Below are 24,615 nucleotides of genomic sequence, written 5' to 3'. Positions count from 1 at the left end.
CACAGGATATCCCCTGCTATACCGCGTCTTTCACGTATGTTACCAGTAATTCGTATATTGGTTTGAATTTACCACGGAAGACACACCAGAATGAACACCTTTTCTACGCCTACTACTACCCTCAAAAATGACGCATGCATATTTTGAATATTATTAAAAACGCTGGCACCCAATATTCCACGGAGCGAGAAAAGCGTACCATCCTCATTATCAATTCCCTGGCATTTCTAACCAGTATGCTTGTTTTTATACTTGGAGGAGTCTTTTACCTGCTGGTCCACAGTTTACTGATCCTGCTGCCGTTATTGCTGGAAGGTATCGGGATGCTTGCGGTGATTGTATTAAACGGTATGGGTAAAAGGGACAGCGCCAACTTCAGTATGTTTTCCATCCATTACATAGCGGCGGGTTACTGGACCATTTTATTAGGCAATGCCATCCCGATTGAAGTGGTGATTGTTTTTTTACTGATCTTCCTTATTTGCGGTTCTTTCCTGGTATATAAGCGTCACAAGGCAAGAATAGGTTTATTGCTGGCAATTGTAGTGCTGCTGGTGGTAACCCAGGTGAATACCTTTTTTGGATTCATTAAACCGATAGACCTCCATCCCACATCTGCCTATATTATGCGGCTTTGTACCACCGGGGGTATGATTACTTTCATTTTGTTTGTAATCTTCGAGTTTATGAAGGAGATCATCCGGCTGATGGAGGATCTCAGCAAATCGAACAAAGTGCTGGCAACAAATGCTGCTTTCCTGCGGGAAACATTTCATGAGCTGAAAACGCCGCTGAACAGCATTTACGGTATTGCGCAGTTGCTGGATATAGTGCGGAAGGAAAATAAGCAGGCGCCCATCATGGAGGAAATAGGGCCGGACCTGAAGAATTTACTGGGTGCGGGACAGCTATCGCGGGACATTGTAAACAATGTACTGGATCTGAAACGGATCGAGGCCGGCAAATTTTTTGAAATCAAGCTGGGGGCTGTTCATCTGCGGGATTGTATTGAGCAGTGTATGGCAATGAGCCAGTATACCGGCGCCCTGCAGAATGTCTGCATTGTATTAAATTACCAGTTGCCGCAGCAATTTATAGAGAGTGATGAAATCGTGCTGATTAAAATCATCAATAACCTGACTTCCAATGCCGTAAAATTTTCTTCCCCTGGCGGGCAGGTGGTGATCAGTGTTTTCCGGGACGATCACCAGATTTGTTTCCGCGTTAAAAATGAAGGGGAGATATCGCCTGAGCGGCAGGAAAAATTGTTTCTTCCTTATGAGTCGGAGCGGAACCACATTACATCGGGAACCGGCATTGGCCTGCACCTGACGCAGCAGCTGATCACTTTACTGGAGGGCAGTATCCGGGTGTTCAGTGAAGATCATCATACCATCTTCGAGTTTTTTATTCCCTTCCGCGCTGCGCATCCGGAGGCGGCCATCGAAAAGAAATTTGACATCCGTAAAGACGAATTTGAGGGGATGAAGGTGTTGATTGTGGATGACAACGAGATGAACCGGTATGTAATCGAAAAATTTGTGACCAAAGGAGGTGCAAGGGCGTTGTTATGCAGCAACGGGCAAGAGGCGCTGGAAGCTACACTGGCGGAAAAGCCGGACATCATTATCACTGACTCGCAGATGCCGGTGATGAATGGCCGGGAATTCCTGCTGCGGTTGCGGGCCATTCCTTCGTTTGCTGATACACCGTTTATCGTTATATCGGGAGATGCTTTCAACAAGTACAGTAATGAATCCGAGGAGCTTTTAAAGGCAGGCGCGAACGCTTTCTTTAATAAGCCCTTTTCTTTTGAGGACCTGTATGCTGAGATGATGAAGCATCTCCCGGTTAAATCTGTAAAAGCCTAAACTTTACTTTTGTATCGTTCGGTATCAATGAGCGCCCAGTCGAAATAAGCCTTGATAGCGATGTACAATCCATCGATGTACACATCCAGCTGCGCATTGATCTCCCCGCTCCAGAAAGGCAGGCTGGCGCGGTGCTCCTCCAGTGTAAGCAAATTGCGGTGGTATTCATCCGCGATTTGCTGAATGGCTTCTTCCAGGGAAATATTCAGCTCCTGTTCATAGATCAGTACCAGGTTCAGTCCCTTCGTTTTCAGTTCCCTTTCCCGTTCCAGGGAGTGAAGGTCGTTGGCCAAGTTGGCGGTGAGGTTCAGCAGCAGCTCTATTTTTTTTACCAGCCAGTGTTCATATACTTCTTCCGGCAGGTCAATTTTACCGAACATGCTTACCAGCGGGAACATAATATAGAAGCCGGTTTTGGGTCTCCACTGGAGATATTCCCGGATGCTGGGGCTATATTCTCCTTCCTGCATTTCTGTTTCCCACAGGCATTCTTCAAAATAGGACACCATCTCTTTGCAGAACAAGGAATAAAGAAATGGCGGGCTGAGATGTTGGAAGCGGGTGCGGATGTTGATGAGCGCATCATTCAGGGGTGTTTCTACCGTGCTTTCCCGGTGTTCCATAATAGCGATAAAGCCGTTCAGCATGCTGCGCAGCCAAGCGCCTTCCAGGGGGCCGGAGGAAAAGCGGTCGCATTTGTCGTCGATGGTAAACAGCCAGGTGATCAGATCGCCTACCAGGCATAGTTCTTCATAGTTTGCGGCGGGATACTCCCGGGCGGCATACCAGCCGAATTTACCTTTGTTAAACCGTTTGAGCTTTTCGGGCGACTCCAGGCGGAATTCATGGGCCCATTTAAAAGTGTGTACCTGTACATCTTCTGCTAGCGGGCTTATGGCAGAAGGGGTTGGAAATTCCAGGGCAGGAATGTAGAGGGTGTGTGTTTCCATGTTTATTAATGTTTATTAATGTTTATTAAGTGAAAAGAATCTGCATACGGAACCCGCCGGGTTTTACCGGGATAAGGGCATCAAAATGGATAAATGGTTGACATTCAGATATTGAGTATAGTACGCGGGTCAGCCGGCAAGGATGAGCGAAATACACTATGACAAAAGTCTGTAAAAATGTTTTAGCGGAAGGTTTTAGGGTTTTACGCTTTATATATCTTACCATGTCCGGACCAAACATATTCCCACTTTATATAACATGATATTCTTTTTTTCAAAAAAAAATATGCTTATATTAACATTCGATTAACTCATTCCGATGCATATCTGGCTAGATTTACCTTAACCCAAAGAAATCTACATGCCTAATCCTCTAAATAACTATACATGAGAACTGGTATCTATCCTACAGCTGCTACCATTACAGCCACACTCATTAAACCTGTTTTTGCCGGAACCCAGCATTTTGATAAAGCGGAAGAAAAACGTCCTGTTATTATTATCAATGCGATGGCCATTGTGTTAAGCGCACTGGTTGTGGGGGTTGGCAGTTATTTTTATCTTCTTAAGAATTCGGTGTTCTTTTTAATCGGGATTCCGCTGGAGACGCTTAGTTTTCTGGCCGTTATCCGGTTAAACCAGGTCCGGCAATATTTTAACGCCAACTTACTCATGCTGAGTACCAATGCTATCTTTATTGCTTACTGGTCTACCGTACTGGGGTCAAGTATTTCCCTGGAGCTACTGCTGGCATTCAATACCATCATCATATTCCATTTGAGTTCTGCCTTTTTCCTGTATAAAAGAAGCGGGGCACTGCTGGGCTGCATAGCCGCAACGGTGGTATTTGCCGCGTGGATGGTGGCCAATGCCCACTATAACTTCATCCAGCCGATACAGCTTTCGCCTGACGTATCATTAACCATGAAGTGGTCGACCACGGTGGCGCTGCTGGTATTTATATTGTGCGTTATGATGTCTTATGTGGCGCAGATCAGGAGTTTGATTGCTTCTGCGCAGCAGCTCCGGGAAGCATCTGAAAGGAAAAGCATTTTTTTACGGGAGGTATTTCACGAGATCCGTACACCAATGAATGCCATTTTCTCTATCGGCCAGTTGTTTGAATTGCGGAAGTCCAAATATTCCATGGCCGAAAGAAAGGAAATTAACCAATTGTTTGCCTCCTGTTACCTGGCCCGCAATGTTATTAATCATGTGCTGGAAATGTCGAGAATTGAATCGGGAAATTTTTATTCCGTTATGAAGGAGGCCATCAGTTTAAAAGACTGTATATCCCATTGTATAGCGGTGAACAGCTACCTGGCAGCATCCAGGGGAATAAAAATTGAGATGACGTTCGACAGGCAGCTGGGTGAGCCCATCAACAGCGACCCTCTTTTATTAACCAAGATCCTGAATAATATCCTCTCGAATGCGGTGAAGTTTGCCAGCGGTAACTCCCTGATCCATCTGAGTTGCACAAAAGATGCTGACCAGATCATTTTTAAGGTAACGAATCAGGGAGTGGTAGATCCGGACATTGCCGGCAAAATGTTTGACAGGTTTGTATCAAAGCGCGAACAGTTTGAAGGCACCGGATTGGGCCTCTCTATTACCAGGCACCTGATCAGTCTTTTCGGCGGACAAATTGCGCTGGACCCGGTTGACCCCTCCTCTCCTTTTACCACCACCATTACCTTTAATATTCCTTATGAAGCAGGTGTGGGAAAAACCAGGCAGCAGCTGCCTCCGAAATTTATGAAGGGCTGCTTTACAGGCGGGAAAGTGGTGATCATTGAAGACGACCTGCTGAGCGCTGAATTGCTGATCAAATTCCTGAAAGAAATGGGGATAGACCCGGTGTTATGTAAGGACCATGCGTCTGTGACGGCTGTTATCCATACAGAAAAGCCCAACCTGGTTATTTCTGATCTGAATATGCCGGGCTTTGATGGCAGGGACTTGTTGCAGTACATAAAAAATGATCCTGAATTAAAAGGCATCCCCGTACTGATCATTTCAGGAGATGCCTTTTTGAAAGATGAGATGTTAGCAACAGGCGCCTGCGGTTTCATAACGAAACCGGTTTTCATCAGCGACCTACACCTCGAATTAGCAAAGTATTTGCCTCATCATATATTTTCATAGCGGCCGGTATCAATCACAGCCCAGTCGTCGTAACCTCTTACGATGGTATATAGGCCCTGTATGTAACGGTCTACCTGCTCATTAACTCCCCTGCCCCAATAGGGAAGTTGCGCACGGAGTTGTTCAAACCGGAGCAGGTGCGCTTTGTGTTCATTGATTACATATTGCACCGCTTCGTCCCTGCCCAGGTCCAGTTCTTTTTGGGCAATAAAGATCAGGTTAAACCCCGGCTTCTCCAGTTTGGCTTCACGGACAATCGAATGTAAATCATTGGAAAGGCAGCCGAGCAGATTTAAGATGAGTTCTATTTCGCGGATAATGCTGTGATCATATACTTCATCCGGCAGGTTCAGTTTTTCAAAAATGGCTACCAATGGAAACATGATATAGAATCCTGTGTAGGGCCGTTCTTTATAATACCGGTCGATGGACGGCATGAGTCCATCTATCTGCATATCAATCTCAAAGAAGCATTCATGGAGATAGTCGGTCATGTGCATGCAGTATCTGCGGTATAAGAAGGGGCTGCTGATGGCGCTGAAACGATGCAGGATATCTTTCAGGGCCATACTAAGACTATTATCGTCCTCAATATATTCATCATTAAGGATAGCGATGAATATTTCCAGCTGACGTCTCATTTCCAATGCAGTTGCTGCGTCGGCAGAGCCGCGGTCGCAGCTGTCGTCTACTGTGAAGAGCCAGGACAGCAAATCTCCGGCGAGACTTACCTGGGCATAGGTGGCATCAGGGTATTCCCTGGCTGCCTGGAACCCGAAACGGGCTTTGGAGTACCAACTAAGGGGTTTAAATTTTGGGGCAATATCAAATTGCTGTACCCACTTCAAGGTATCATTCTGAACATCCTGAAAACAGGAATTAATCTTAGACTTTCCCGGGATAGTGACGCAGGAAGTTAAAGCATTTGACATAAATGTTAATTTTTAAAGTGAATAAAAGATTGATGATCTAATATTTAAGCGTAGTAATGGTTATTCAGTGCGGATACAACAACCAGTTTGCAAATATTACCATGTTCTACAGACAAAGCCCCGAATTATATTATGATGTTACCTGACGTTGAAGATTGGTCCAAAAAGCTAAATTGGACAAACTAATATTACGAAAAAAGCACCCATTTGCGTGGATTGGATTTTGGAATGAGGCCGCGGCAAAGGGGGCGACGCAGTACAAGGGAGGGAGGTGCATTTACAGGCTATCTCAGCAACCGGCTACCGTAGCGGGCCGCAACCCGGGCCGGATGGCCTCTTTTTTGTAACTTTATTATCCATTTCTTCACTCAAAACCGCAGCTTATGGCACCATTACAAACCACTGCAACGATACAGATCTCTAAACCCATCTCCGAAGTTTTTGATGCTGTTATTGACCCGCTGAAAATGTCCAACTATTTTATCGCCACCGGCTCAGGCCCCATGGAAGAAGGAAAGCAGGTGATCTGGAAATTCCCGGAGTTTGATACGGTTGTTCCCGTAAGTGTATTGCAGGTAAAAAAGGATGCGCTCATCTCCTTCCAGTGGGAAGGGGTCAAAGATCATCAGCTACAGGTAGACATCCTGTTTTCCGAAAGATTTGGGCATACCACCCTGGTAAAGGTTACTGAAGGCAATATGGAAAATAATGAAGAAGGAATTAAATGGCTGAAGGGCAATACGGAGGGCTGGGCTAATTTTCTTGCCTGTTTAAAGGCTTACCTCGAGTATAATATTAACCTGAGAAAAGGAGCGTTTGATTATATGAAAGCAGAACAATAATCGCACTTGCGGGCAAAAAGAAGGGCTGCTGAATAAACAGCAGCCCGGGTAATGTATAACGGTAACGGATATCCGTTACCTGAGCTTATATAATTTATATCCAAACAGGAAAATAACCACGTAGCATACGATGGGCAGGTAGTAGGCAGTAGCGATATTCGTATCTGCAATACGTCCCATGATGAAAGGGAATATGGCGCCGCCAAACATTCCCATTACGATGAAAGAAGAAGCCTGTTGTGTTTGCGGGCCCAGGTCTTTTAAACCAAGACTGAAAATAGTAGGATACATGATGCTGAAAAAGAAGTTGATCATCAGTAAGGCGATGAAGGAAGTCCAGCCCCAGCCCTGCGCCACCAGGATACACATGAGGATGTTGCCGAGTGCAAAAGCAGCGAGCAGTTTATTGGGCGCGATGTAACGCATCAGTGCCGTGCCGACAAATCTTCCGGCCAGCATCATCCCCATAAACACCGTCATAAAGTAACCCGCTTTCTGGTCAGAGAAACCCATCACTTCATGTCCATAGTTGATGAAGAAGGCCCAGGTACCTGCCTGTGCGGCTACGTTAAAGAACTGTGCCACCACAGCGAACACAAAATGTTTCTGCTGGAATAATTTCTTACGGACACCGGCCACGCCTGCTGCATTTGAAGGGCCATCATGCGGATCGGTGAGCGCCGGTACTTTCACCATGGCAAATGCAATAGCGATGGCTGCGATCACTGCCCCGATATAAATGTATAATTGTTTTACAGACAGCAGTTCACTGCCGGCATCGTGGCCTGCGCTGAGGAGGAAGTAGGAACCGAGCGTTGGTCCTACTATGGCGCCCACTGCATTAAACGACTGTGCAAAATTGATACGCTGATCACTGGTACGCTGATCACCCAAAGCAGCCATGAAAGGATGCGCCACTGTTTCCAGGGTAGCCATCCCGCAGGCCAGTACAAAAAGGGCGATGCGGAAAATACCAAACGAGGCTGCATTAGCTGCAGGCACAAACAGGAAGGCGCCCAGGGCATACAGGGTGAGCCCCAGTAACACGCCGTTTTTATATCCCATCTTTTTAATAAACAACCCTGCCGGGATGCCCATCAGCGCGTAGGCGCCGAAGATAGAAAACTGTACCAGGCCGGATTGGGATTTAGATAATCCAAGTACATTCTGGAAATGTTTATTCAGTACATCGCCCATTGTTAATGCAATCCCCCAGCACATGAACAGGGAAGTCACGAATATGAGGGTGATGACATATTTATTCTCTGTAAATTTGGCGGGTGCGGACGCGGTATTTTTAGCGGTTTCTAAGGCTTCCTGTTCCAGGGAGTCAGGTGATATCATGATCAGAGTTTTTAAATTTTATTTATAACGTGGAATGATGGTTTGAGCATGCATCCGAAGCTCTAATATACATTTCCATTTTTATAAACTCCAATCCTCTGCCGGTTAAATCAGGCGGGTAATATCAGCTCCATCTGGATATTGCAACGTTCGTATGGCGTTGCCCTGCCGGCCATCTTTTTAAATCCCAGCTTATTATACAGGCTGATAGCCGGTTTCAGGATGGTATTGCTTTCGAGGTAAATATTCCGGGCCCCGAGTGATATTGCTTTTGCGATGATAGCCTGTCCCAACAAAAACCCAATGCTTTTTCCCTGGGCTTTGGGAGATACCGCCATTTTAGCCAATTCGTAATCATAGTCCGGGTCATCCATTTTTATTAATGCACAAACCCCTACCGGTTCATCGTTGTAAAGCGCAACGAAAATATGCCCCTTCTTTTTAAGAATATTTTCTTCCGGGTGATCGAGTGATTTATGGTCTGCTGCTTCCAATTTAAACCACCTGGAGATCCATTCTTCATTCAGCGCTTTAAAGGCTGCTTTATACTTGGGCTGGTAATCCACGATGGTTACTTTACCTGCTTCTCTTTTTTTATGTGCTTCCACTACACGGCTGAGCAGCGATTGCTGTTCCAGCAGGTATTCCCATTCTTCCATTGCTTTCCACAGGTCGTGTGTGGTTTGGGCAGAAATGGCTTCTATAGCGGTGTTCACATCTGTGAGCTGGTCTTGTATTTTGAAGGTGATGTCCAGTCCTTTTTTAGTGAGACTGACGATATTACGCCGGCCATCTGTTTTGTCTTTTTTCTCTACTACCAGTCCCTTCTTCGCCATTTCGCCGATAATTTTACTTACCGAAGGGTGGGAATGACCAATTTCTTTTGCGATGGCCGTAATTGTTTTCTCCTCTCCTACAGATAATACATAAAATACCGGGAACCACTTCGGTTGCATGTCGATGTTATACAACTGGTAGATCTTTGCGGCATCTTCTGTAATCTTTTCTGTGAGCATGCGCAGCCTGCTTCCGAGCGCTACCTTGCCTGTTTTATTGAAGAATTCCATATTGTAATAAATTACGTAATCAGTTACGCAAATATAGAAAGTATTGCTGAAAATACAAATAAAGCCTGCGGCTTTTCCCCGATCTTTATATTTTTATAACAAACGGTCATAAAATTTAGCTGATGGAATACAGACAATTAGGCGCATCCGGTTTACAGGTACCGGTGCTGAGTTTCGGTACGGCCACTTTTGGCGGCGGTAATGATTTCTTTAAAGCCTGGGGCAGCACACTGGCGGATGAAGCAACGCGCATGGTGAATCTTTGTCTTGATGCAGGCGTAAACCTCTTCGACACTGCCGACATTTATTCTGACGGTCTTTCGGAAGAAATTCTCGGGAAAGCCATTGCCGGCAAGCGGGATCAGTTGCTGATTTCCACCAAAGCCACCTTCCCTTTCGGAAAGGGTCCCAATAACCAGGGTTCTTCGCGGTTTCACCTGCTACGGCAGATAGAAGGAAGTTTGAAGCGGCTGCAAACCGACTATATCGATATTTATCACATGCATGGGTTCGACGGCAACACGCCCGTGGAAGAAACCATGCGCACACTGGATGATCTCGTGCAAAGCGGCAAGGTGCGTTATATTGCCGCCTCCAACTTTTCCGGCTGGCACCTGATGAAATCGCAGGCCATCGCGGAAAAACATGGGTGGAACCGTTATGTGGCCCACCAGGTATATTATTCACTGGCCAACCGCGAATATGAATGGGAGCTGATGCCATTGGGCCTGGACCAGCAAGTGGGCGCCATTGTATGGTCGCCGCTGGCGGCAGGCAGGCTGGGGGGTAAATACCGTCGTAACAGTCCGCCGCCACAAAATGGCCGTGTAGCGCAGGGAGGCAGTCCTGTACCGGAGGCCGTGGTAAAGGAAGAAGTCTTTTACAACATCATCGATGCATTGGATGAAATAGCTGCTGAAACGGGCAAAACGGTGGCGCAGATCTCCCTGAACTGGCTGCTGCAACGCCCCACGGTGTCCAGCATTATTATTGGCGCCCGCAATGAAGAGCAGCTGATACAAAACCTCGGCGCTACAGGTTGGAACCTTACTACCGATCAGCTTAAAAAGCTGGATGCCGCGAGTGATATACCTACCATCTATCCTTACTGGCATCAGCAGCAAAACCTCACGCTGAATCCACCGCCTGTTTTTTATTAGTTTTTAGCGGGGGAATTGTTTCCCCCCGCATTTATTTATCCGCTGGTAGACGCATAAGGTTTCGTCCTGGTCAGGAAGGGAAAGGTATCTTTCTAAAAAGAAAATATCAGCGGGAGCAGATCAGCTGGTAGGTACCGGGGGTAATTCCTTCCGCGCTCCTGAAAAGGCGGATGAAATAGTTGGTATCATTAAAACCGCAAAGCATACTCACCTGGCCCACGCTGTTGTTGCGGTCCGCCAGCAGCTGTTTTGCCAGCTTTAACCTTTCCCGGTTAATATACTGGAGGGGGGTAATTCCAAACTGGTCTTTAAACCATTTGAAGAAGACATTCCGGCTCAGGTAAGCCTTCCGGCAAAGCGTATCTACTGAAATATTTTCAGTAAGGTGCTCATTGATATAATGCAGCACAAAATGAAGCCTGCTGCTGTTACTGTTGGTATCTTTTTCCTCTGCCACCAGCTGCAGGTGCTGGCTTTGCAGGATGCGTACCAGCAGTTCCTTTATACTGAGATCGGCGTAAATATCCCTGGAAAGATCGGTGCTGCGGCAGATGCGGACTAACTTATTGATCAGGTCTGTGAGATCTGCATCATTATTAAAGTGGTACTGGTTGAATTGCAGCCGCCAGTCGTTTTTATCGGCATACTGGCTGTTATAATATTCGTTGAGATATTGCAGGGTGCTGCGGATATAGGTTTCATCCACCGACAGCGCAATACACTGTGTCGGGTTTTCTGCAGAGGCTTCGGGGAAGTCAATCACCATTGTTTCGTTGGCCGGTACAATCACGGTTTCCCCGGGCTGGTATTCAAAGGAGGGCTGATCGAAAAGATGCATGATCTTTTTTCCCTGCACCATGCTGGTAATAACGAAATCTCCGAAAGTAAGGGGCACCCGGTAATCCTGCTGATAACTTTCAAATATATTCAGTTCACAGCTATTCAGGTTATAGACCCGCCTGTTCTCCACCAGGCGTTGTAGTTGCTTCGGATGCGTAAGGTCTATCGGCTGTACAAAATGTTTTACCGGCATGGCTAATGTTTTTAGCTACAACAAGTTAGTATAATTTAACCGAACTCAGAAAAACAGGTACGAATGTGCTAAAGATAAATACGAAATTTTGCAATTGGATGCCGAATGTTCACCATATTGGGTTTTCGTGGACGGAAACCATCTTTTTTCCCTCAAATAACATCCACCAGGTTAAGTATTAATTGCACAAAAAAAGCCGTCCCACCGGGTGGCTTTTTTTGTGCAAACGCGCCGTTACACCAACTTATCCTGTTAAATTAATTGGCATCCCTCCCGGTTTTGTTCCTGAACTGCATTAAATTAGAGCCTACTAATCAAAACCAACAAACAGCATTATGAAAAAATTACTCCTCCTCGCCTTCCTGTTGCCATTGCTGGCGACAGCGCAGGACAAAGGCATTCATTTCGAGCATGGCAGCAGCTGGGCCGATGTGCAGGCCAAAGCCAAAGCTGAAAACAAATACATCTTTATGGACTGCTTCACTACCTGGTGTGGTCCCTGCAAGTTTATGTCGGCCAATATTTTCCCGCAGGAAAAAGTAGGCAGCTTTATGAATGATAAATATATCAGCGTAAAGGTACAGATGGACCAAACGGACAAAGACAATGAAGAAGTGAAAAGCTGGTACGCTGCCGCCAAACAAATAGAAAAGGACTATGCCATCCGTGCCTATCCTACCTTCCTGGTGTTTGCACCCGACGGCCATATCGTTGACCGCCAGATAGGTGGCGCCGAAGCAGACCAGTTCATTGAAAGATGCGCTGCTTCCCTGAACCCGGCCACACAGTACTACACACAGCTGGACCTTTATAAAAAAGGAAAAAAGGATACCGCTTTCCTCCGCGAAATGGCACTGCTGGCACTGAATAAATATGACCAGGAAAATGCGTCTCTTATTTCCAAAGAATATCTTGCCAAGCAAAAAGATCTTTACACACCTGTAAACCTCCAATTCATCGCCAAATTTACCAACAGCAGCAAGGATGTGGGATTTGATATGTTCCTGCACCATGCCGATAAAGTAAATAAAGTACTGGGCGCCGGTAAGGCCGAAGAAAAAGTAATGGGCATTGTAGCACAGGAAGAAGTATATCCGGAGCTGATGAAGAAAGACGGCAGCAAACCCGACTGGGCTACCCTTGAAAGCAGCCTGACCAAAAAATATCCTGCTTTCGCCGAAGAACTGCTCCTGAAAACAAAAGTACAATACTTCAGCTACGTAAAAGATGCCGATAACGCCGTGGCTAACATTGTTGCCTATATGAAAAAATATGGCCACAAAGCAGATCCGCAGGCATTGAACGAATATGCCTGGACCATCTTCGAAAAATGCAACGACATGCAATGCATAGAACAGGCGCTGGAATGGAGCAAACGCTCTTTCAAAGACAACGAAGTACCTGCATTCATGGACACTTACGCCAACCTGTTGTATAAATCCGGCAAAAAAGAAGACGCCCTCGCATGGGAAGAAAAAGCCCTGAACAAAGCCAGTGGCGACGAAAAGAAGAACTACGAGACCACACTGGAGAAAATGAAGAAAGGCGAGAAGTATTGGGAATAGAGCGAATTTTGTCTTTCTCACTGATTACACTGATTATACTGATTACTTTGATTTTTACTTTTTGATTTTTTTTAGATTTTTAGATTAATAATTAAGGGAGATAAGAGCGAATATATCCGCTTCTATCTCCCTTAATCCTTTATAAAATCAAAAAGTAAAAATCAAAGTAATCAGTATAATCAGTGTAATCAGCGAGTAAGACAACCTCCGCGTTAAGGTGTTGTAATCCACCACGTATTTCCAAACGGATCTCTTACGCCGCCGGACTTGCCATAGGATTGTTGTGTTACGGGCATTACTTCTGTAGCGCCTTCGGCCAGGGCCTTTTTAAAAGTGGCGTCGGCATCTTCCACGTAAATGAACAGTCCTGCGTTGTCGGCGCCCCAATTGTCATTTGACTGGCCAAACATAATGACGCTGCCGCCGATGCTGATTTCGCCATGCATCAGCTCTTTGCTGCCTTCCCGGTAGGTCCGGTGGTTTTCTTTTGCCCCAAATACTTTGCTGGTAAAATCGAAAAAGCCTTCTGCATTTTTCAGGATCAGATAGGGCATTACCTGCTGATGTTTTTCTGGTAATTTCATAACATTTTTATTTTTAGGTTAAACGTCTCTTGCACAAAATTGCAACAGTATGCCCTGATAAAATTGGAAGAAACCGACATTCTTGTTAGTCGCGCCAGTCGGTGGCCCCGGAGCGGCCAGAGAAATACTGTTTGGGATGCATACCTGAAAATGCGCGGAAGTCGCTGATAAAATGCGACTGATCATAATACCCGCATTCCAGTGCCAGGCGTCCCAGGCTCATTACCTGCCGGTTATAAAAGGCGGTGGCCGACTGGAAACGGACAATCCGTGAAAACAATTTGGGGGATAGTCCTGCATACTGTTTGAACTGCCGCTCAAACTGCCGTTCCGACAAATAGTATGCCTGTGAAAGGGACCGTATATTCATGGAGGGTTTGTGATGAATGATGTCCCTGATCGCCGCAAACACCGGTAAATCCGCCACACGGCTGGCTGCCAGCCGCTGCTCTGTAAACCGGCAGAGAATCTCACAACGTTCCCGGTTATTTCTCGCCAGCATGATTTTTTCTTCGAGGATGGTGCCTTCGCCTTTCAGCAGGTACCTTAATTCGGCGGCAGTATTGGTCAGATCGGCCGCGGAAATATTAAACAACAATGGAACGGCCTGTGGGTAAAAATATACGCCAAAAATACCGAAGCCTGTATCAACAGTATACTTCCTGAGGATGTGTGTAACGCCCTGCACACCGGCGGTAAACGATGTATCTGTATGGCCGTTATCTGCTATTTCGCCGAACAGCCCATGATAATGAAACACCAGCTCTACGCATGCATCCGCCATATTGTAATGCGTGTAACCCACCTCTCCTTCCAGCACCCAGAAGAACCGGATGACGTGCGCAAGATGAGGTGGTGGTGGAATTGTCTGGTAACGCATGATCCTAAATTTACAAAAAGCATTTAAGCTTTACGTGATTCGCTTTTGGCGTCGCGTTGCAAACAGGCCATTACCAGCAATACCAGGGCTATAATGCCTGCCAGGGTGCGCACAGTGTGCCAGTTATTCCACGGCGTGGCAAATGCCACCCGCATGCTGTGCAGTTGCTCCGCCGAAGCCCCGTTTACCTGGAAGGCCGCCAGCTTGTCATTGAGCGGAATATTGGCGATTATCGTAACCCCAAATGAGCCAACCACAAATACCACGGTCGCTGCCAGCAGGTACCAGCTGCGGCGGGTAAAAACCGGCCGGGCGCTGAGCCAGGTGGCCAGCGGCAATAACACCGGTGCGCCTAAAAAACATACCAGGAAGGCAGGGTTCACAATGGCAACGTTGATGGCCTGGGTAGCCGTGATATAAGCGGCATCCGGTAATTGCGCAAACGCTACATTAACGGAAACAGCAAACGCATAGAACAAACCCGCTACCAGGGCTGTAGTGATAGTGGCAAGCGCCAGTACAAAATTCTTCATGATGTTCCGGGTATTTTTAATCCCATTGCAATATTACCTCCCTCCCCTTTCCGGAAATAGAACAAAACCGACACATCAGTCGATATAGTTAGTGGCCGCTTTACCCGACTCCTGGTGCCTGCCCGGCTGGAAGATATCAAAGTAATAGAGATGCTCCTTGGCATATAGCGGCAACTGCGCTTTTAAACGGGTTTTAAAGCCATTAAAGTCTTTTGCCGGGGCTGAGGTCCAGGCTGTTTCCGCCAGTGCCGCAATGCGGGGGAAAAGCAGGAAATCGAGCCGGTTGTTGCTATGAATGGTTTCTGACCACAGGCAGGCCTGCACGCCGAGTATGAGAGACTCATGCCCCTGTGTGGCGGGAATGGCGGCGGCAGAGAAATTATATACTGCTTCCAAGGGGTTGAATTCACCATCTTTCCACCGGCGCCCGATTTTGTGGGTGCTGTCCTGTACAAAGTCGAAATAAAACGGCAGCCGCGGGCATAACACTACGGAGTATCCTTTCTGAAACGCCATGGCCAGATTTTCCGGTTTATCATGGCGCCACCAGCATACGATGGTGCTGTCGGCCGGCAGGGACGCCGTGGCTATTTCATCCCAGGCCATTACCTTATTATGCAGCTGCAAAACGGTGTCGGCCATGCGTTGAATAAAATAGTCTTCTACCTGTTTGCGGTCTTTCAGGCCGTGGGCCTGCTTTAACCGGATGATGCCGGTATCCTGGTCCCAGCCCGCATTGCCAAAGGTAACTTCATCGCCGCCGAGGTGAATGAGCTGCGCGGGAAACAGTTGAGCCGTTTCCGTTAGTATATCCGCCAGGTACGAGTAAGTGCCTTCCCTGCCGGGATTGAAGGTGAACTGCGGGTACTTTGCAGTACCGCCGCCGTCGAATGCAGGGTAAGCCCTGTTAGCGGCGCCGGCATGCCCCGGCATATCTATTTCCGGAATAATATCGATACAACGCGCTTTGGCATAAGCAACTATTTCCCGGATATCATCCTGCGTGTAATAGGCTGCCGGCGCTTTGGGATCGGCGATATTGCCGATACCGCCAACGGTGGTGAGCAAAGGATATTTTTTTATTTCCAGCCGCCATCCGGGCATGTCAGTCAAATGCCAGTGAAAGCGGTTCAGTTTATAAAACGCCATCCAGTCGAGCATGGACTTCACTTTCTCTTTACCAAAAAAATACCGCGATTCATCCAGCATTACGCCGCGCCACGCGTATTGGGGAGCATCCGTGATGTTCCAGCAAGGCACCTGCAACACTTTCCCCCGAGCCGGCGCCTGTGCAGTGAGCTGCAACAGGCTGATGATGCCATTAAACACCCCTTCCCGTGCGCCTGCCGAAATAGTAGCCGTTTGCTTATTCATGGCAAGCGTATATGCATCCATGTTAGTACCGGTTATTTTTTTCAGCAGGATAACGGTGCTGCCTGATTTCCGTTGCAACGGTACCTGGATATGATAACGGCGAAGCAGTTCCTGCTGCAGCCAGGTGCCCAGCTGAACCAGGGAAGTGTCTTCCCAGCTAATAACGGATTGTGCGCTGATTTCAAATGTGCCGCGACCTTTGTCTGCTTTTACCGGCAATGGAATCACGGGACAGATTTGCTGTGCGGCAACGGGAATAGCAGTTAATACAATGGCGATGGCCAGCAGGTATTTTTTCATGTTCAAAGCTGATTTTTAGACGTAGCCCTGTCTTAACCAGGATACCGGCGGACAAAATAATAAAATATCACCAGTACTTCTTCATAAAATAATATATAAATATTTCTCCATTATTCAGATCCCCGGTTTAGTTACAGGTCAACGGCTTAATCCTACAGTTCAACAGGTAATCAATGGCCAGTCCATTTACCAGTGGCATATTTGCTGTAAATGATGATGTATGCAACACCTCTCCGTTTTAGTGATCAGCAGTATGATGTTCGTCCGGTCATTATTTGGTGATACCAGTGAATTTAAGCTGGTAAAACAGGATAACGCCATTTCGCTGTATGAAAGGTGGATACCCGGCGCAGATGGCGAAAATGTAAGGGAGATCAAAGCCGTATTCCTGGTGAAATGCGCCGTACCGGCGGTGATCGGGCTGTTCAAGGACCAGGCGCATGGCCGCGACTGGAATACCAATGCCAGCGAATACAGGATCGCGGCGGCGCCAGATCCCCACCACTGGATCACTTATATTAAATATGATATTCCCTGGCCGGTCGACGACCAGGACTGCTGCCTGTTATACCGCTACCAGGAAATTTCCGACGACGCTGCAGAAGTGGTGTTTGAAAGTATCACGGATCATCGCTTCCCTCTATATAATAAAACAACACGGATTACCGGCACGCGGGGAAAATGGATCATGGCGCCTTCGGGGAACGGGCAGCTGCGGATCACTTATATGGTCACCACCGACCGTAGCAGGAAAATTCCCCGCTGGGTATCCGATCCTATCATTCATGATAACCTGTTCAAAACAATGACAAAATTTAAAAGCCTGCTTGAAAATAAAACATATGCCAGACAATAAATACACGCTTATCACCGGCGCCAGCTCCGGTTTGGGCAAAGAATTCGCCATTCAATGCGCCAGGAAAGGCATGAACATCATCCTCATTGCCCTGCCGGGCAGCCGCCTTCAATCCGTGGCGGAGAACCTGGAACTGGAATACCGCATCCACGTAAAAGTGTTTGAATTTGACCTGTCCGACAGCGATGTACTGAAGCAGCAACTGCAGCTCATTACCCGCGACTACCCCATTAATTTCCTGATCAATAATGCGGGCATCGGCGGTACCTCTTCCATCACCCATACCTCACTGGAACGGATAGACGAAATTATGATGCTCAATGTAAGAAGCACCGTTTTACTCACCCACCTGCTGATCCCGCACCTGCTGAAGCATCCGCAGAGCTATATCATGAACATTGCGAGTATGGCCGCTTTCACGCCCATTGCCTACAAAACGGTATACCCGGCGTCCAAAGCGTTTATCTCGTCTTTCTTTCTTGGACTAAAAGAAGAACTGGCAGATACCAGTGTATCCGTGAGCGTAGTATACCCCGGCCCTATCATGACCAATTCGCACACCTCGCGGCGGATCATCAGCCAGGGGCTGAAAGGCAAGATGGGCTTGTTGTCTACACCCGACATTGCAGGCATTGCGCTGAGAGGAACGCTGGCCGGGCACCCGGTAATCATACCCGGGTGGATGAATAAGCTCAATCACATACTGATGCAATTGCTGCCACTCTCCTTCAGGATGAGGATCGTATCCAGGGAAGTAAAAAAAGAGATCCCCTATACTTTATCTGTCTAAAAAAAGTTCATGAAAAAAGTACTGATCACCGGCGCCAACGGCTTCCTGGGTTCCAATTTAACACGGGAACTATATCGCATGGGGTTTGATATAAAAATTTTAATCCGGCCTTCGGCCGATATGAAAGGCATCGAGGACATTCCCTGTGAGATCTTTTACGGGAGTATCAGCAACAACGACGATGTACATGAAGCCGTGAGGGGCTGTGATATTGTGATCCACGCCGCCTGTATTACCGCACAATGGGGCGTTTCATTTGCCGAATATGAACATACTAACTTCACCGCCACCAGGTATATTACCGCGGCCTGCCTCGAGCACCGGGTACAGAAATTTATTTATGTCAGCACCGCCAACACCATCGGGCCGGGTGATAAAAACAGTCCGGGTAACGAACTGAATGGCTTTACCCTGTTCAACGCCAACTCCGGCTATATCAACACCAAGTACCTCGCGCAGCAATATGTACTGGAACAGGTGGCCAGCAGGCAACTCCCGGGTATTGTGGTAAACCCCACCTTTATGATAGGGCCGCATGATGTGAAGCCCAGCTCCGGTAAATTGATCCTCTACGGACTAAAACACCGGCTGCTGTTCTATCCGCCGGGAGGCAAAAATTTTGTGCATATCAAAGATGTATGCCGCGGTATTATCAATGCTATTGAAAAAGGTAAAACGGGCGACTGCTACCTGCTGGCTGGTCAGAATCTTAGCTATGCAGAGTTTTTCCGGCTGTTGAAAAAGATTTCCGGCAAGCGGCAGCTGCTCATCCCCATCCCCGCCTTTATCCTGAAAGCAGCGGGTATCATAGGTTCCCTGCCGGGCATCTCCGGAAAATTAAATTATACCACGGCTTACATGCTGTGCCTGGACAATTACTATTCCGGCAAGAAATCAGAGCGGGAGCTGCAACTCAGTTACACCCCCGTAGAAGCGGCTGTTACCGGCGCATTTACGTGGTTTAAGGAAAATAACTACATTTAGTACTATACAACCCATCAGATGAACTTCCAGGAAAATGAAAAATTGTTCTCCAGTAAACTATTCCTGTATCTTTCCAGGATACTGATACTGTATACCTTCAGCATCATCTTCAAATCCTTTGACCATACCTTCGTGAAAGGTTTACGGATACTGGATTACAGGGGGCAGATGTTCAGTCTGTTCTATGTAATTTTTGGTCTTGTTGCCTGGGAAGGCGCCACCTGGCTGGCCCGCACCACAGAAAGAAAAACAGCGAACAAACATACTTCCGGCAAGCTGGTGTTCCTGTCGGCGGTCCTCGTGGTGTACGGTATGCTGGTAGCGTTCCTGTTTGGCTTTTTCTATTCAGTGACCGACATCCTGCTATTTAACCGCTATGAAGCATGGGATAGCTTCCGGCATTTCAGCTACGACCTCAACTTCGGCACGTTTATGTTTTACCTGCTGATACTGGCATTTAACGGCATCATCTTTTACTATTCCGGCTGGAAGGAATACCAGCTGCAAACAGAAAGACTGATGCGGGAAAACATCCAGGCGAGATATGATGCGTTGCGCAACCAGATAGACCCGCACTTCTTTTTTAATTCGCTCAGCGTGCTGACCAACCTCGTATATAAAAGCGCGGACCTTTCCGCTGATTATATTACACAGCTGGCAAAAACATACCGGTATATTCTTGATAAAAAATTTGAAAACCTGGTACCGGTGCAAACAGAACTTGATTTTCTCGACGCCTATCTTTTCCTGATCCAGATCCGCCACCAGCAAAGCATACAGTTTAGCGCTGACATTCCTGACAAGGTAAAGACCAAAGGCATGATTCCCCCGGTAACCCTGCAAATGCTGGTTGAAAACGCCATCAAGCATAACCGGTTTTCCGCGCAGGATCCACTGCTGATCACGATTAAAAGTGACGGCCATTTCCTGGTCGTGTCCAATCACAAGCGACCAAAAGTTCACCCGGAAATATCTTCCGGCATAGGACTCGAAAATATTCAGAAAAGATATGCGCTGATCAGCAACAGCAACATTGAAATCAGCGAAACAGCAGAGATGTTTATTGTAAAATTACCCATTATCAGTGGCTCATGAGAATCGTTATTTTTGAAGATGAAATGCATAATGCCGAGCGGCTTACCCAGTTGCTGCACAAGTGTAATGCCGCGATAGAGATCGCCGCCGTTATAACTTCCGTGGAAGAAGGTATCCGCTGGCTGGAACAACAGCAGCCGGTAGACCTGATGCTGATGGATATCCAGCTGTCCGACGGCAACTGCTTTGAAATATTCAGCAAAACAAAAGTACGCACGCCTATCATCTTCACCACCGCGTACGATGGCTTTGCCCTGCAGGCCTTTAAGGTAAACAGTATCGATTACCTGTTAAAACCTATCGACCTTGACGATTTAAAGAATGCGCTGAAAAAATACGAACAGTTCAGGCCAGCCAATAACTACACGGTAGACATCAGCAGGATTGCAGAAGAATTTCTGCGCCGCGACAGCGCCCGTTTTATCGGCAGGATCAACAACCAGCTGATCTATGTAAAAGCGAAAGACATTGCCTGGCTGCAGTTTGCACGGGGCGCCACCTGGGCCACCACCGTTACCAATCAGCGGGTGCCACTGGATTACTCCCTTGACCAGATTGAACAGTTGCTGGACAAACACCAGTTTTTCCGCATCAACCGGCAGTTTATAATCCAGATAGATGCCATTAAAAAGATCACCACTTATTACAATAGCAGGTTAATTCTTCAATTAGCGCCCGATGTTGATACTGATGTTATTATTAGCCGTGAAAGGGTTTCTGAATTCAAAAACTGGCTCGAAGGAAAGAGTGAGAGCGCGTGATTAGAGCGGATTTTGTCTTACTCAGGATTACGCTGATTATACTGATTAGCTGGATTTTTACTTTTGGATTTTTTTGATTTTATAAAGAAGTAAGGGAGATATAAGCGGATATATTCGCTCTTATCTCCCTTAATTATTAAAAAATCAAAAAAATCCAAAAGTAAAAATCCAGCTAATCAGTATAATCAGCGTAATCCTGAGTAAGACAAAATTCGCTCCGATCACCTTCTTATTTAGAATTGAAGAAGATTTTAAAGATGCTTCCTTCGTGTAACTTACTGTTCACCTCCGTCATGCCGCCGGAAGCATCCACAATTTTCCGGACAAGGAACAAGCCGATGCCTAATCCGTCCATTTCCGGATGGAGGCGCTTATACATATTGAAGACGGTCTTGAGTTTATCCTGTTCTATCCCGATACCATTGTCTTTTACTTCCAGCAACAGGAATCCGTTTTCGTTACGGGTATTGATTTGAATTTGCAGCAGCCGGTCCGGCGACCGGAATTTAAGGGCGTTAGTGAGAAGATTGTAGATAATGCTACGAAGGTTTTTCCTGGAAAACACCAGATGGCTTTCTTCCAGGTTCTTTGTAATTAAGGCCCTGGCATCCTGTACTTTGTCCTGTATACTAAAAAGCACTTCATCCAATATGGCGTTAACATCAACTTCCTGTACTTCCTTGAGTGATTCGCTTTCAATCTTCCCTACCTCTGCCAGCTCCCGCAGGTTTTCTTTAAACCTGACAATAGAAGACTGGATCATATCTGTATATCTGACAGTTTCCTTGTCCTGCATATCCAGTTTTTCACTCAACAATCTCATCAATCCTTCTATATTCGTAAGTGGTCCTAACAAATCATGGGAAGCAGCGTATACAAAATTATCCAGGTCATCGTTGATACGTTGCAGGCTCAGGTTGGAACGATGTAATTCCAGCTGGGCTTTATTTAGCAAGGTAATATCGTTAAAGGAAACAATGGCTCCATCCTGTGTCTGGTCCAGTTGCCGTATATAGGGCATTATCATCATCTGGTACCAGTTACCATTTAGTGATTCCACTATCTTCGACAGCACTGTACCATTTTTTATTACCATACGAAGATCATCTTCCAGGGAATTATTCTTAAAATTGACGGTAATATTCTGAATGGGTCTACCGATATCGCCTTCCTGAAGATTGATATGTTTTACGGCGGCAGGAGAAAACTTTTTCAGCTTCAGGTCATTGTCTACAAACAATTGCCCATTGAGATTACTCCTGAAATAATTATCCATATCATCGTTCAGCACAATGAGTTCTTTTATTTTCAGCTGGTAGTCGGTGTTAATTGTTTGCAACTCCTCATTTACCGACTGCATTTCTTCATTGGCGCTTTGCATTTCTTCGTTCGCGGAAACCAGCTCTTCGTTAAACGACTGCATATTTTCATTGGAGGCTTCCAGCTTCTCTGTGGCGTCCTGCAACCGTTCGCGGGTATCTCTCAATTCTTCTTCCAGGCTTTGCAGGCCTGCATTGAGATAGGTTTGTACCTCAAAGGGTTGTACATCTTTCTTTTGTTCTTCTTTGTCTTCGTTAAAAAGTACCAGTAAGAGGGAACGCTCTCCTTCCCTTGCGTGAAGCGGACGGACCGTCAGGTTAACTATCTTTGCGGGGTTGTAATCTGCTACCGGGATACCGCTTACAATTACCCGCTCATTGTCCTTCCTGGCTTGCCGTGCGGCTGTTATATATACCACCCCAAGCGATTTTGGCAGCAGTTCTACCAGGTCGAAACTGAAGATCTGCTGCAACAGGAAGTGCTCCACCTTGCCCAAATATTTAACGACCTGGTTATCCTGGTCTACGCATATTCCTGCAACATTCGCTTCTTCCAGCAACATTTCATTTACCTCTTCCAACATAATACTCCTTTTGCCGGTAACACCGGTTTTTCTTGATGGAATCAAAGGCGCCATACTATTATCCGCTATCATCACAGGTGTAAATATATCGAACCTTACAGACCTGGCCGATTCCTGGTTACGGTATATTTTCCATTTCTTACTAATTTCTGTGAGATAGGACAGTAACATCCCAGGATTTTCACTGGAACCGAGAAACAGGTATCCTTTCTGGCCAAGCCCGAAATGCAGCATTGAAAGCGCCTTCTTCTGCAGGGATATGTTCATGTAAATGAGCAGATTGCGGCAACTGATCAGATCCATGTTACAGTAGGGCGGATTCTTTACAATATTATGCTGTGCGAAGATCAGCATTCTGCGGATCTGTTGCCTGATACGGTAGCCATTACCTTCGCGGCTAAAATACTTCTCCAGTCTTTCTGCCGACAGCTCATTCCGGATATGCTCTCCATACAAACCTTTACCGGCGAACTCCAGTGCAGGCTTATCTATATCGGTGGCAAATACTTTTACGGGAATATCTTTACCGGCTTTTTCTACCTCTTCATGTAACAGGATCGCCATGGTATAGGCTTCCTCCCCTGTGGCACATCCTGCTATCCAGATCTTTATTTCTTCCCCGTTCTTTTTTCGTTGTACAATTTCCGGCAGTACTGTTTCAGCCATTACTTCAAATGCCTCCGGATTCCTGAAGAAAGCAGATACACTGATCATAAAGCTCTGGGCCAATGTTTCCACTTCGCGGGGATGCGCCAGCAGGTATTGATAATAAGCTTCCACCTTATCTAAAGCGAGATATACCATACGCCGCCTGATACGCCGCAGAATGGTAGTGGGCTTATATTCTGAAAAGTCAAAAGGCAAACGCTCCCGGATGAGGTCAATAATAGCGATCACACTTTTATCTTCCATTACCTGCGCAACAGGGGGCAAAATACTTCTCTTCGCCTTGTTTACATATTGGGTGATCACCATTGGCATATCTGCGGGGGCCAGTATATGATCTGCCGCACCGGTGGCAATTGCCTCCAGAGGCATACTGCTATACTGGGCAGTATCCGGATCCTGTACTATAATCAATCCTCCCGCCCTGCTGATATTCACAATTCCTTCACTGCCATCATCACCGGAGCCGGAAAGTATGACGGCTACGATCTGATATTCGCTGTCTAATGCGAGTGAGTTGAAAAAGGTATTGATAGTTTTATGGGGAGCCGGACTGCTGTTCTTGTCTTTTAGCAACAGGCGGCCATCCTGTATGGTCATGCACTGCTGGCTGGGGATCAGGTACACCTGGTTAGGTTCTACCAGCATATTATTGGCCGCTTCCGTGACCTTCAGCTGACTGTGCCGGGACAATATTTCCGCCATCCGGCTTTTATAATCAGCAGAAAGGTGCTGTATAATCACATAAGAAGCTTGCGCCAGTGGAGTATGGTCAAAAAAAGACTGTAGCTCTTCCAAACCACCTGCGGAAGCGCCTATGGCAATAATAAAATGTGGCTCCTGGTTATAATGAGTACTCATGCAAAATATTTAAGTCGACTTCTCTTCCTATTCTGATGAGACCACTGTTAAATGCCGGTTATATTTCATCTAATGTAGGAAATAATAACCGGCTGCCAATTTTTATTACTTGCTGT

The 24,615-nt window shown here is 46.6% G+C and carries 20 protein-coding genes; 10 read left to right on the top strand and 10 right to left on the bottom strand.

Annotated features, from left to right (window positions below; all coding sequences use genetic code 11):
- Nucleotides 1-143 precede the first annotated feature (143 nt).
- Complete coding sequence (locus tag AB6805_RS21660; RefSeq protein ID WP_370911530.1) at nucleotides 144-1,871, top strand: response regulator; 1,728 nt, start codon at nucleotides 144-146, stop codon at nucleotides 1,869-1,871.
- On the opposite strand, the gene AB6805_RS21655 is transcribed toward AB6805_RS21660, so the two are convergent.
- On the bottom strand, nucleotides 1,868-2,821 hold the full coding sequence (locus tag AB6805_RS21655) for a hypothetical protein (RefSeq protein WP_370911529.1): 954 nt from the start codon (nucleotides 2,819-2,821) through the stop codon (nucleotides 1,868-1,870). The genes AB6805_RS21660 and AB6805_RS21655 overlap by 4 nt on opposite strands.
- A gap of 387 nt (nucleotides 2,822-3,208) precedes the next feature.
- Here AB6805_RS21655 and AB6805_RS21650 point away from each other — a divergent pair, with 387 nt between their 5' ends.
- The gene (locus tag AB6805_RS21650) at nucleotides 3,209-4,969 is read left to right on the top strand and encodes a response regulator (protein WP_370911528.1); all 1,761 of its coding nucleotides are present in this window, start codon (nucleotides 3,209-3,211) and stop codon (nucleotides 4,967-4,969) included.
- Here the strand turns inward: AB6805_RS21650 and AB6805_RS21645 are convergent.
- Complete coding sequence (locus AB6805_RS21645) at nucleotides 4,954-5,901, bottom strand: hypothetical protein (protein WP_370911527.1); 948 nt, start codon at nucleotides 5,899-5,901, stop codon at nucleotides 4,954-4,956. The genes AB6805_RS21650 and AB6805_RS21645 overlap by 16 nt on opposite strands.
- 383 nt (nucleotides 5,902-6,284) lie before the next feature.
- On the opposite strand from AB6805_RS21645, the gene AB6805_RS21640 reads away from it, so the two are divergent.
- The gene (locus AB6805_RS21640) at nucleotides 6,285-6,743 is read left to right on the top strand and encodes an SRPBCC domain-containing protein (protein WP_370911526.1); all 459 of its coding nucleotides are present in this window, start codon (nucleotides 6,285-6,287) and stop codon (nucleotides 6,741-6,743) included.
- Between the two features lie 75 nt (nucleotides 6,744-6,818).
- Here AB6805_RS21640 and fucP read toward each other — a convergent pair whose 3' ends face one another.
- Complete coding sequence (gene fucP, locus AB6805_RS21635; protein WP_370911525.1) at nucleotides 6,819-8,087, bottom strand: L-fucose:H+ symporter permease; 1,269 nt, start codon at nucleotides 8,085-8,087, stop codon at nucleotides 6,819-6,821.
- A gap of 110 nt (nucleotides 8,088-8,197) precedes the next feature.
- Nucleotides 8,198-9,154 (bottom strand): GNAT family N-acetyltransferase, encoded by a 957-nt coding sequence (locus AB6805_RS21630; protein WP_370911524.1) that lies wholly within the window; start codon nucleotides 9,152-9,154, stop codon nucleotides 8,198-8,200.
- Between the two features lie 122 nt (nucleotides 9,155-9,276).
- Here AB6805_RS21630 and AB6805_RS21625 point away from each other — a divergent pair, with 122 nt between their 5' ends.
- Nucleotides 9,277-10,314: an aldo/keto reductase gene (locus AB6805_RS21625; RefSeq protein ID WP_370911523.1), complete on the top strand. Its 1,038-nt coding sequence runs from the start codon at nucleotides 9,277-9,279 to the stop codon at nucleotides 10,312-10,314.
- A gap of 106 nt (nucleotides 10,315-10,420) precedes the next feature.
- Here AB6805_RS21625 and AB6805_RS21620 read toward each other — a convergent pair whose 3' ends face one another.
- Nucleotides 10,421-11,347 (bottom strand): AraC family transcriptional regulator N-terminal domain-containing protein, encoded by a 927-nt coding sequence (locus tag AB6805_RS21620; RefSeq protein ID WP_370911522.1) that lies wholly within the window; start codon nucleotides 11,345-11,347, stop codon nucleotides 10,421-10,423.
- 335 nt (nucleotides 11,348-11,682) lie between these two features.
- Between AB6805_RS21620 and AB6805_RS21615 the strand changes: the two genes are divergently transcribed.
- On the top strand, nucleotides 11,683-12,912 hold the full coding sequence (locus AB6805_RS21615; RefSeq protein WP_370911521.1) for a DUF255 domain-containing protein: 1,230 nt from the start codon (nucleotides 11,683-11,685) through the stop codon (nucleotides 12,910-12,912).
- A 212-nt stretch (nucleotides 12,913-13,124) separates the two neighbouring features.
- Here AB6805_RS21615 and AB6805_RS21610 read toward each other — a convergent pair whose 3' ends face one another.
- From AB6805_RS21610 to AB6805_RS21595, 4 genes are all read right to left on the bottom strand, one after another.
- Complete coding sequence (locus AB6805_RS21610; protein ID WP_370911520.1) at nucleotides 13,125-13,496, bottom strand: VOC family protein; 372 nt, start codon at nucleotides 13,494-13,496, stop codon at nucleotides 13,125-13,127.
- An 85-nt stretch (nucleotides 13,497-13,581) separates the two neighbouring features.
- Nucleotides 13,582-14,376, bottom strand: a complete 795-nt coding sequence (locus AB6805_RS21605) for a DUF6597 domain-containing transcriptional factor (RefSeq protein ID WP_370911519.1) — start codon at nucleotides 14,374-14,376, stop codon at nucleotides 13,582-13,584.
- A gap of 23 nt (nucleotides 14,377-14,399) precedes the next feature.
- Nucleotides 14,400-14,909, bottom strand: a complete 510-nt coding sequence (locus AB6805_RS21600; RefSeq protein WP_370911518.1) for a DUF1772 domain-containing protein — start codon at nucleotides 14,907-14,909, stop codon at nucleotides 14,400-14,402.
- A 75-nt stretch (nucleotides 14,910-14,984) separates the two neighbouring features.
- On the bottom strand, nucleotides 14,985-16,583 hold the full coding sequence (locus tag AB6805_RS21595) for a beta-N-acetylhexosaminidase (RefSeq protein ID WP_370911517.1): 1,599 nt from the start codon (nucleotides 16,581-16,583) through the stop codon (nucleotides 14,985-14,987).
- Between the two features lie 220 nt (nucleotides 16,584-16,803).
- Between AB6805_RS21595 and AB6805_RS21590 the strand changes: the two genes are divergently transcribed.
- Genes AB6805_RS21590 through AB6805_RS21570 form a run of 5 tightly spaced genes read left to right on the top strand, consistent with a single transcriptional unit; the run spans nucleotide 16,804 to nucleotide 21,069 of the window.
- Entirely contained in the window at nucleotides 16,804-17,439 is a 636-nt protein-coding gene (locus AB6805_RS21590) for an START domain-containing protein (RefSeq protein WP_370911516.1), read from the top strand.
- Complete coding sequence (locus tag AB6805_RS21585; RefSeq protein ID WP_370911515.1) at nucleotides 17,426-18,229, top strand: SDR family NAD(P)-dependent oxidoreductase; 804 nt, start codon at nucleotides 17,426-17,428, stop codon at nucleotides 18,227-18,229. The genes AB6805_RS21590 and AB6805_RS21585 overlap by 14 nt, the downstream gene beginning before the upstream one ends.
- 9 nt (nucleotides 18,230-18,238) lie before the next feature.
- Nucleotides 18,239-19,213 carry an NAD-dependent epimerase/dehydratase family protein gene (locus AB6805_RS21580; RefSeq protein WP_370911514.1) on the top strand — a complete coding sequence of 325 codons (975 nt, stop codon included), beginning with the start codon at nucleotides 18,239-18,241 and terminating at the stop codon, nucleotides 19,211-19,213.
- An 18-nt stretch (nucleotides 19,214-19,231) separates the two neighbouring features.
- Entirely contained in the window at nucleotides 19,232-20,308 is a 1,077-nt protein-coding gene (locus AB6805_RS21575) for a sensor histidine kinase (RefSeq protein WP_370911513.1), read from the top strand.
- Nucleotides 20,305-21,069, top strand: a complete 765-nt coding sequence (locus AB6805_RS21570; protein ID WP_370911512.1) for a LytR/AlgR family response regulator transcription factor — start codon at nucleotides 20,305-20,307, stop codon at nucleotides 21,067-21,069. The genes AB6805_RS21575 and AB6805_RS21570 overlap by 4 nt, the downstream gene beginning before the upstream one ends.
- 229 nt (nucleotides 21,070-21,298) lie before the next feature.
- Here the strand turns inward: AB6805_RS21570 and AB6805_RS21565 are convergent, their stop codons facing one another.
- Nucleotides 21,299-24,499, bottom strand: coding sequence for a chemotaxis protein CheB (locus AB6805_RS21565; protein ID WP_370911511.1), 3,201 nt, complete (start codon nucleotides 24,497-24,499; stop codon nucleotides 21,299-21,301).
- Nucleotides 24,500-24,615 lie beyond the last annotated feature (116 nt).

The organism is Chitinophaga sp. RCC_12, assembly GCF_041360695.1.
Lineage (GTDB): Bacteria > Bacteroidota > Bacteroidia > Chitinophagales > Chitinophagaceae > Chitinophaga.
The sequence above is the reverse complement of the archived record's forward strand: the minus strand, read 5'-3'. Positions and strand labels throughout refer to the sequence as shown.

Bases quoted from the DNA above. Each gene is read 5' to 3' on its own strand.
- AB6805_RS21655 (WP_370911529.1), bottom strand. From the start codon at position 2,821: ATGGAAACACACACCCTCTACATTCCTGCCCTGGAATTTCCAACCCCT.
- AB6805_RS21650 (WP_370911528.1), top strand. From the start codon at position 3,209: ATGAGAACTGGTATCTATCCTACAGCTGCTACCATTACAGCCACACTC.
- AB6805_RS21645 (WP_370911527.1), bottom strand. From the start codon at position 5,901: ATGTCAAATGCTTTAACTTCCTGCGTCACTATCCCGGGAAAGTCTAAG.
- AB6805_RS21640 (WP_370911526.1), top strand. From the start codon at position 6,285: ATGGCACCATTACAAACCACTGCAACGATACAGATCTCTAAACCCATC.
- fucP (WP_370911525.1), bottom strand. From the start codon at position 8,087: ATGATATCACCTGACTCCCTGGAACAGGAAGCCTTAGAAACCGCTAAA.
- AB6805_RS21630 (WP_370911524.1), bottom strand. From the start codon at position 9,154: ATGGAATTCTTCAATAAAACAGGCAAGGTAGCGCTCGGAAGCAGGCTG.
- AB6805_RS21625 (WP_370911523.1), top strand. From the start codon at position 9,277: ATGGAATACAGACAATTAGGCGCATCCGGTTTACAGGTACCGGTGCTG.
- AB6805_RS21620 (WP_370911522.1), bottom strand. From the start codon at position 11,347: ATGCCGGTAAAACATTTTGTACAGCCGATAGACCTTACGCATCCGAAG.
- AB6805_RS21615 (WP_370911521.1), top strand. From the start codon at position 11,683: ATGAAAAAATTACTCCTCCTCGCCTTCCTGTTGCCATTGCTGGCGACA.
- AB6805_RS21610 (WP_370911520.1), bottom strand. From the start codon at position 13,496: ATGAAATTACCAGAAAAACATCAGCAGGTAATGCCCTATCTGATCCTG.
- AB6805_RS21605 (WP_370911519.1), bottom strand. From the start codon at position 14,376: ATGCGTTACCAGACAATTCCACCACCACCTCATCTTGCGCACGTCATC.
- AB6805_RS21600 (WP_370911518.1), bottom strand. From the start codon at position 14,909: ATGAAGAATTTTGTACTGGCGCTTGCCACTATCACTACAGCCCTGGTA.
- AB6805_RS21595 (WP_370911517.1), bottom strand. From the start codon at position 16,583: ATGAAAAAATACCTGCTGGCCATCGCCATTGTATTAACTGCTATTCCC.
- AB6805_RS21590 (WP_370911516.1), top strand. From the start codon at position 16,804: ATGCAACACCTCTCCGTTTTAGTGATCAGCAGTATGATGTTCGTCCGG.
- AB6805_RS21585 (WP_370911515.1), top strand. From the start codon at position 17,426: ATGCCAGACAATAAATACACGCTTATCACCGGCGCCAGCTCCGGTTTG.
- AB6805_RS21580 (WP_370911514.1), top strand. From the start codon at position 18,239: ATGAAAAAAGTACTGATCACCGGCGCCAACGGCTTCCTGGGTTCCAAT.
- AB6805_RS21575 (WP_370911513.1), top strand. From the start codon at position 19,232: ATGAACTTCCAGGAAAATGAAAAATTGTTCTCCAGTAAACTATTCCTG.
- AB6805_RS21570 (WP_370911512.1), top strand. From the start codon at position 20,305: ATGAGAATCGTTATTTTTGAAGATGAAATGCATAATGCCGAGCGGCTT.
- AB6805_RS21565 (WP_370911511.1), bottom strand. From the start codon at position 24,499: ATGAGTACTCATTATAACCAGGAGCCACATTTTATTATTGCCATAGGC.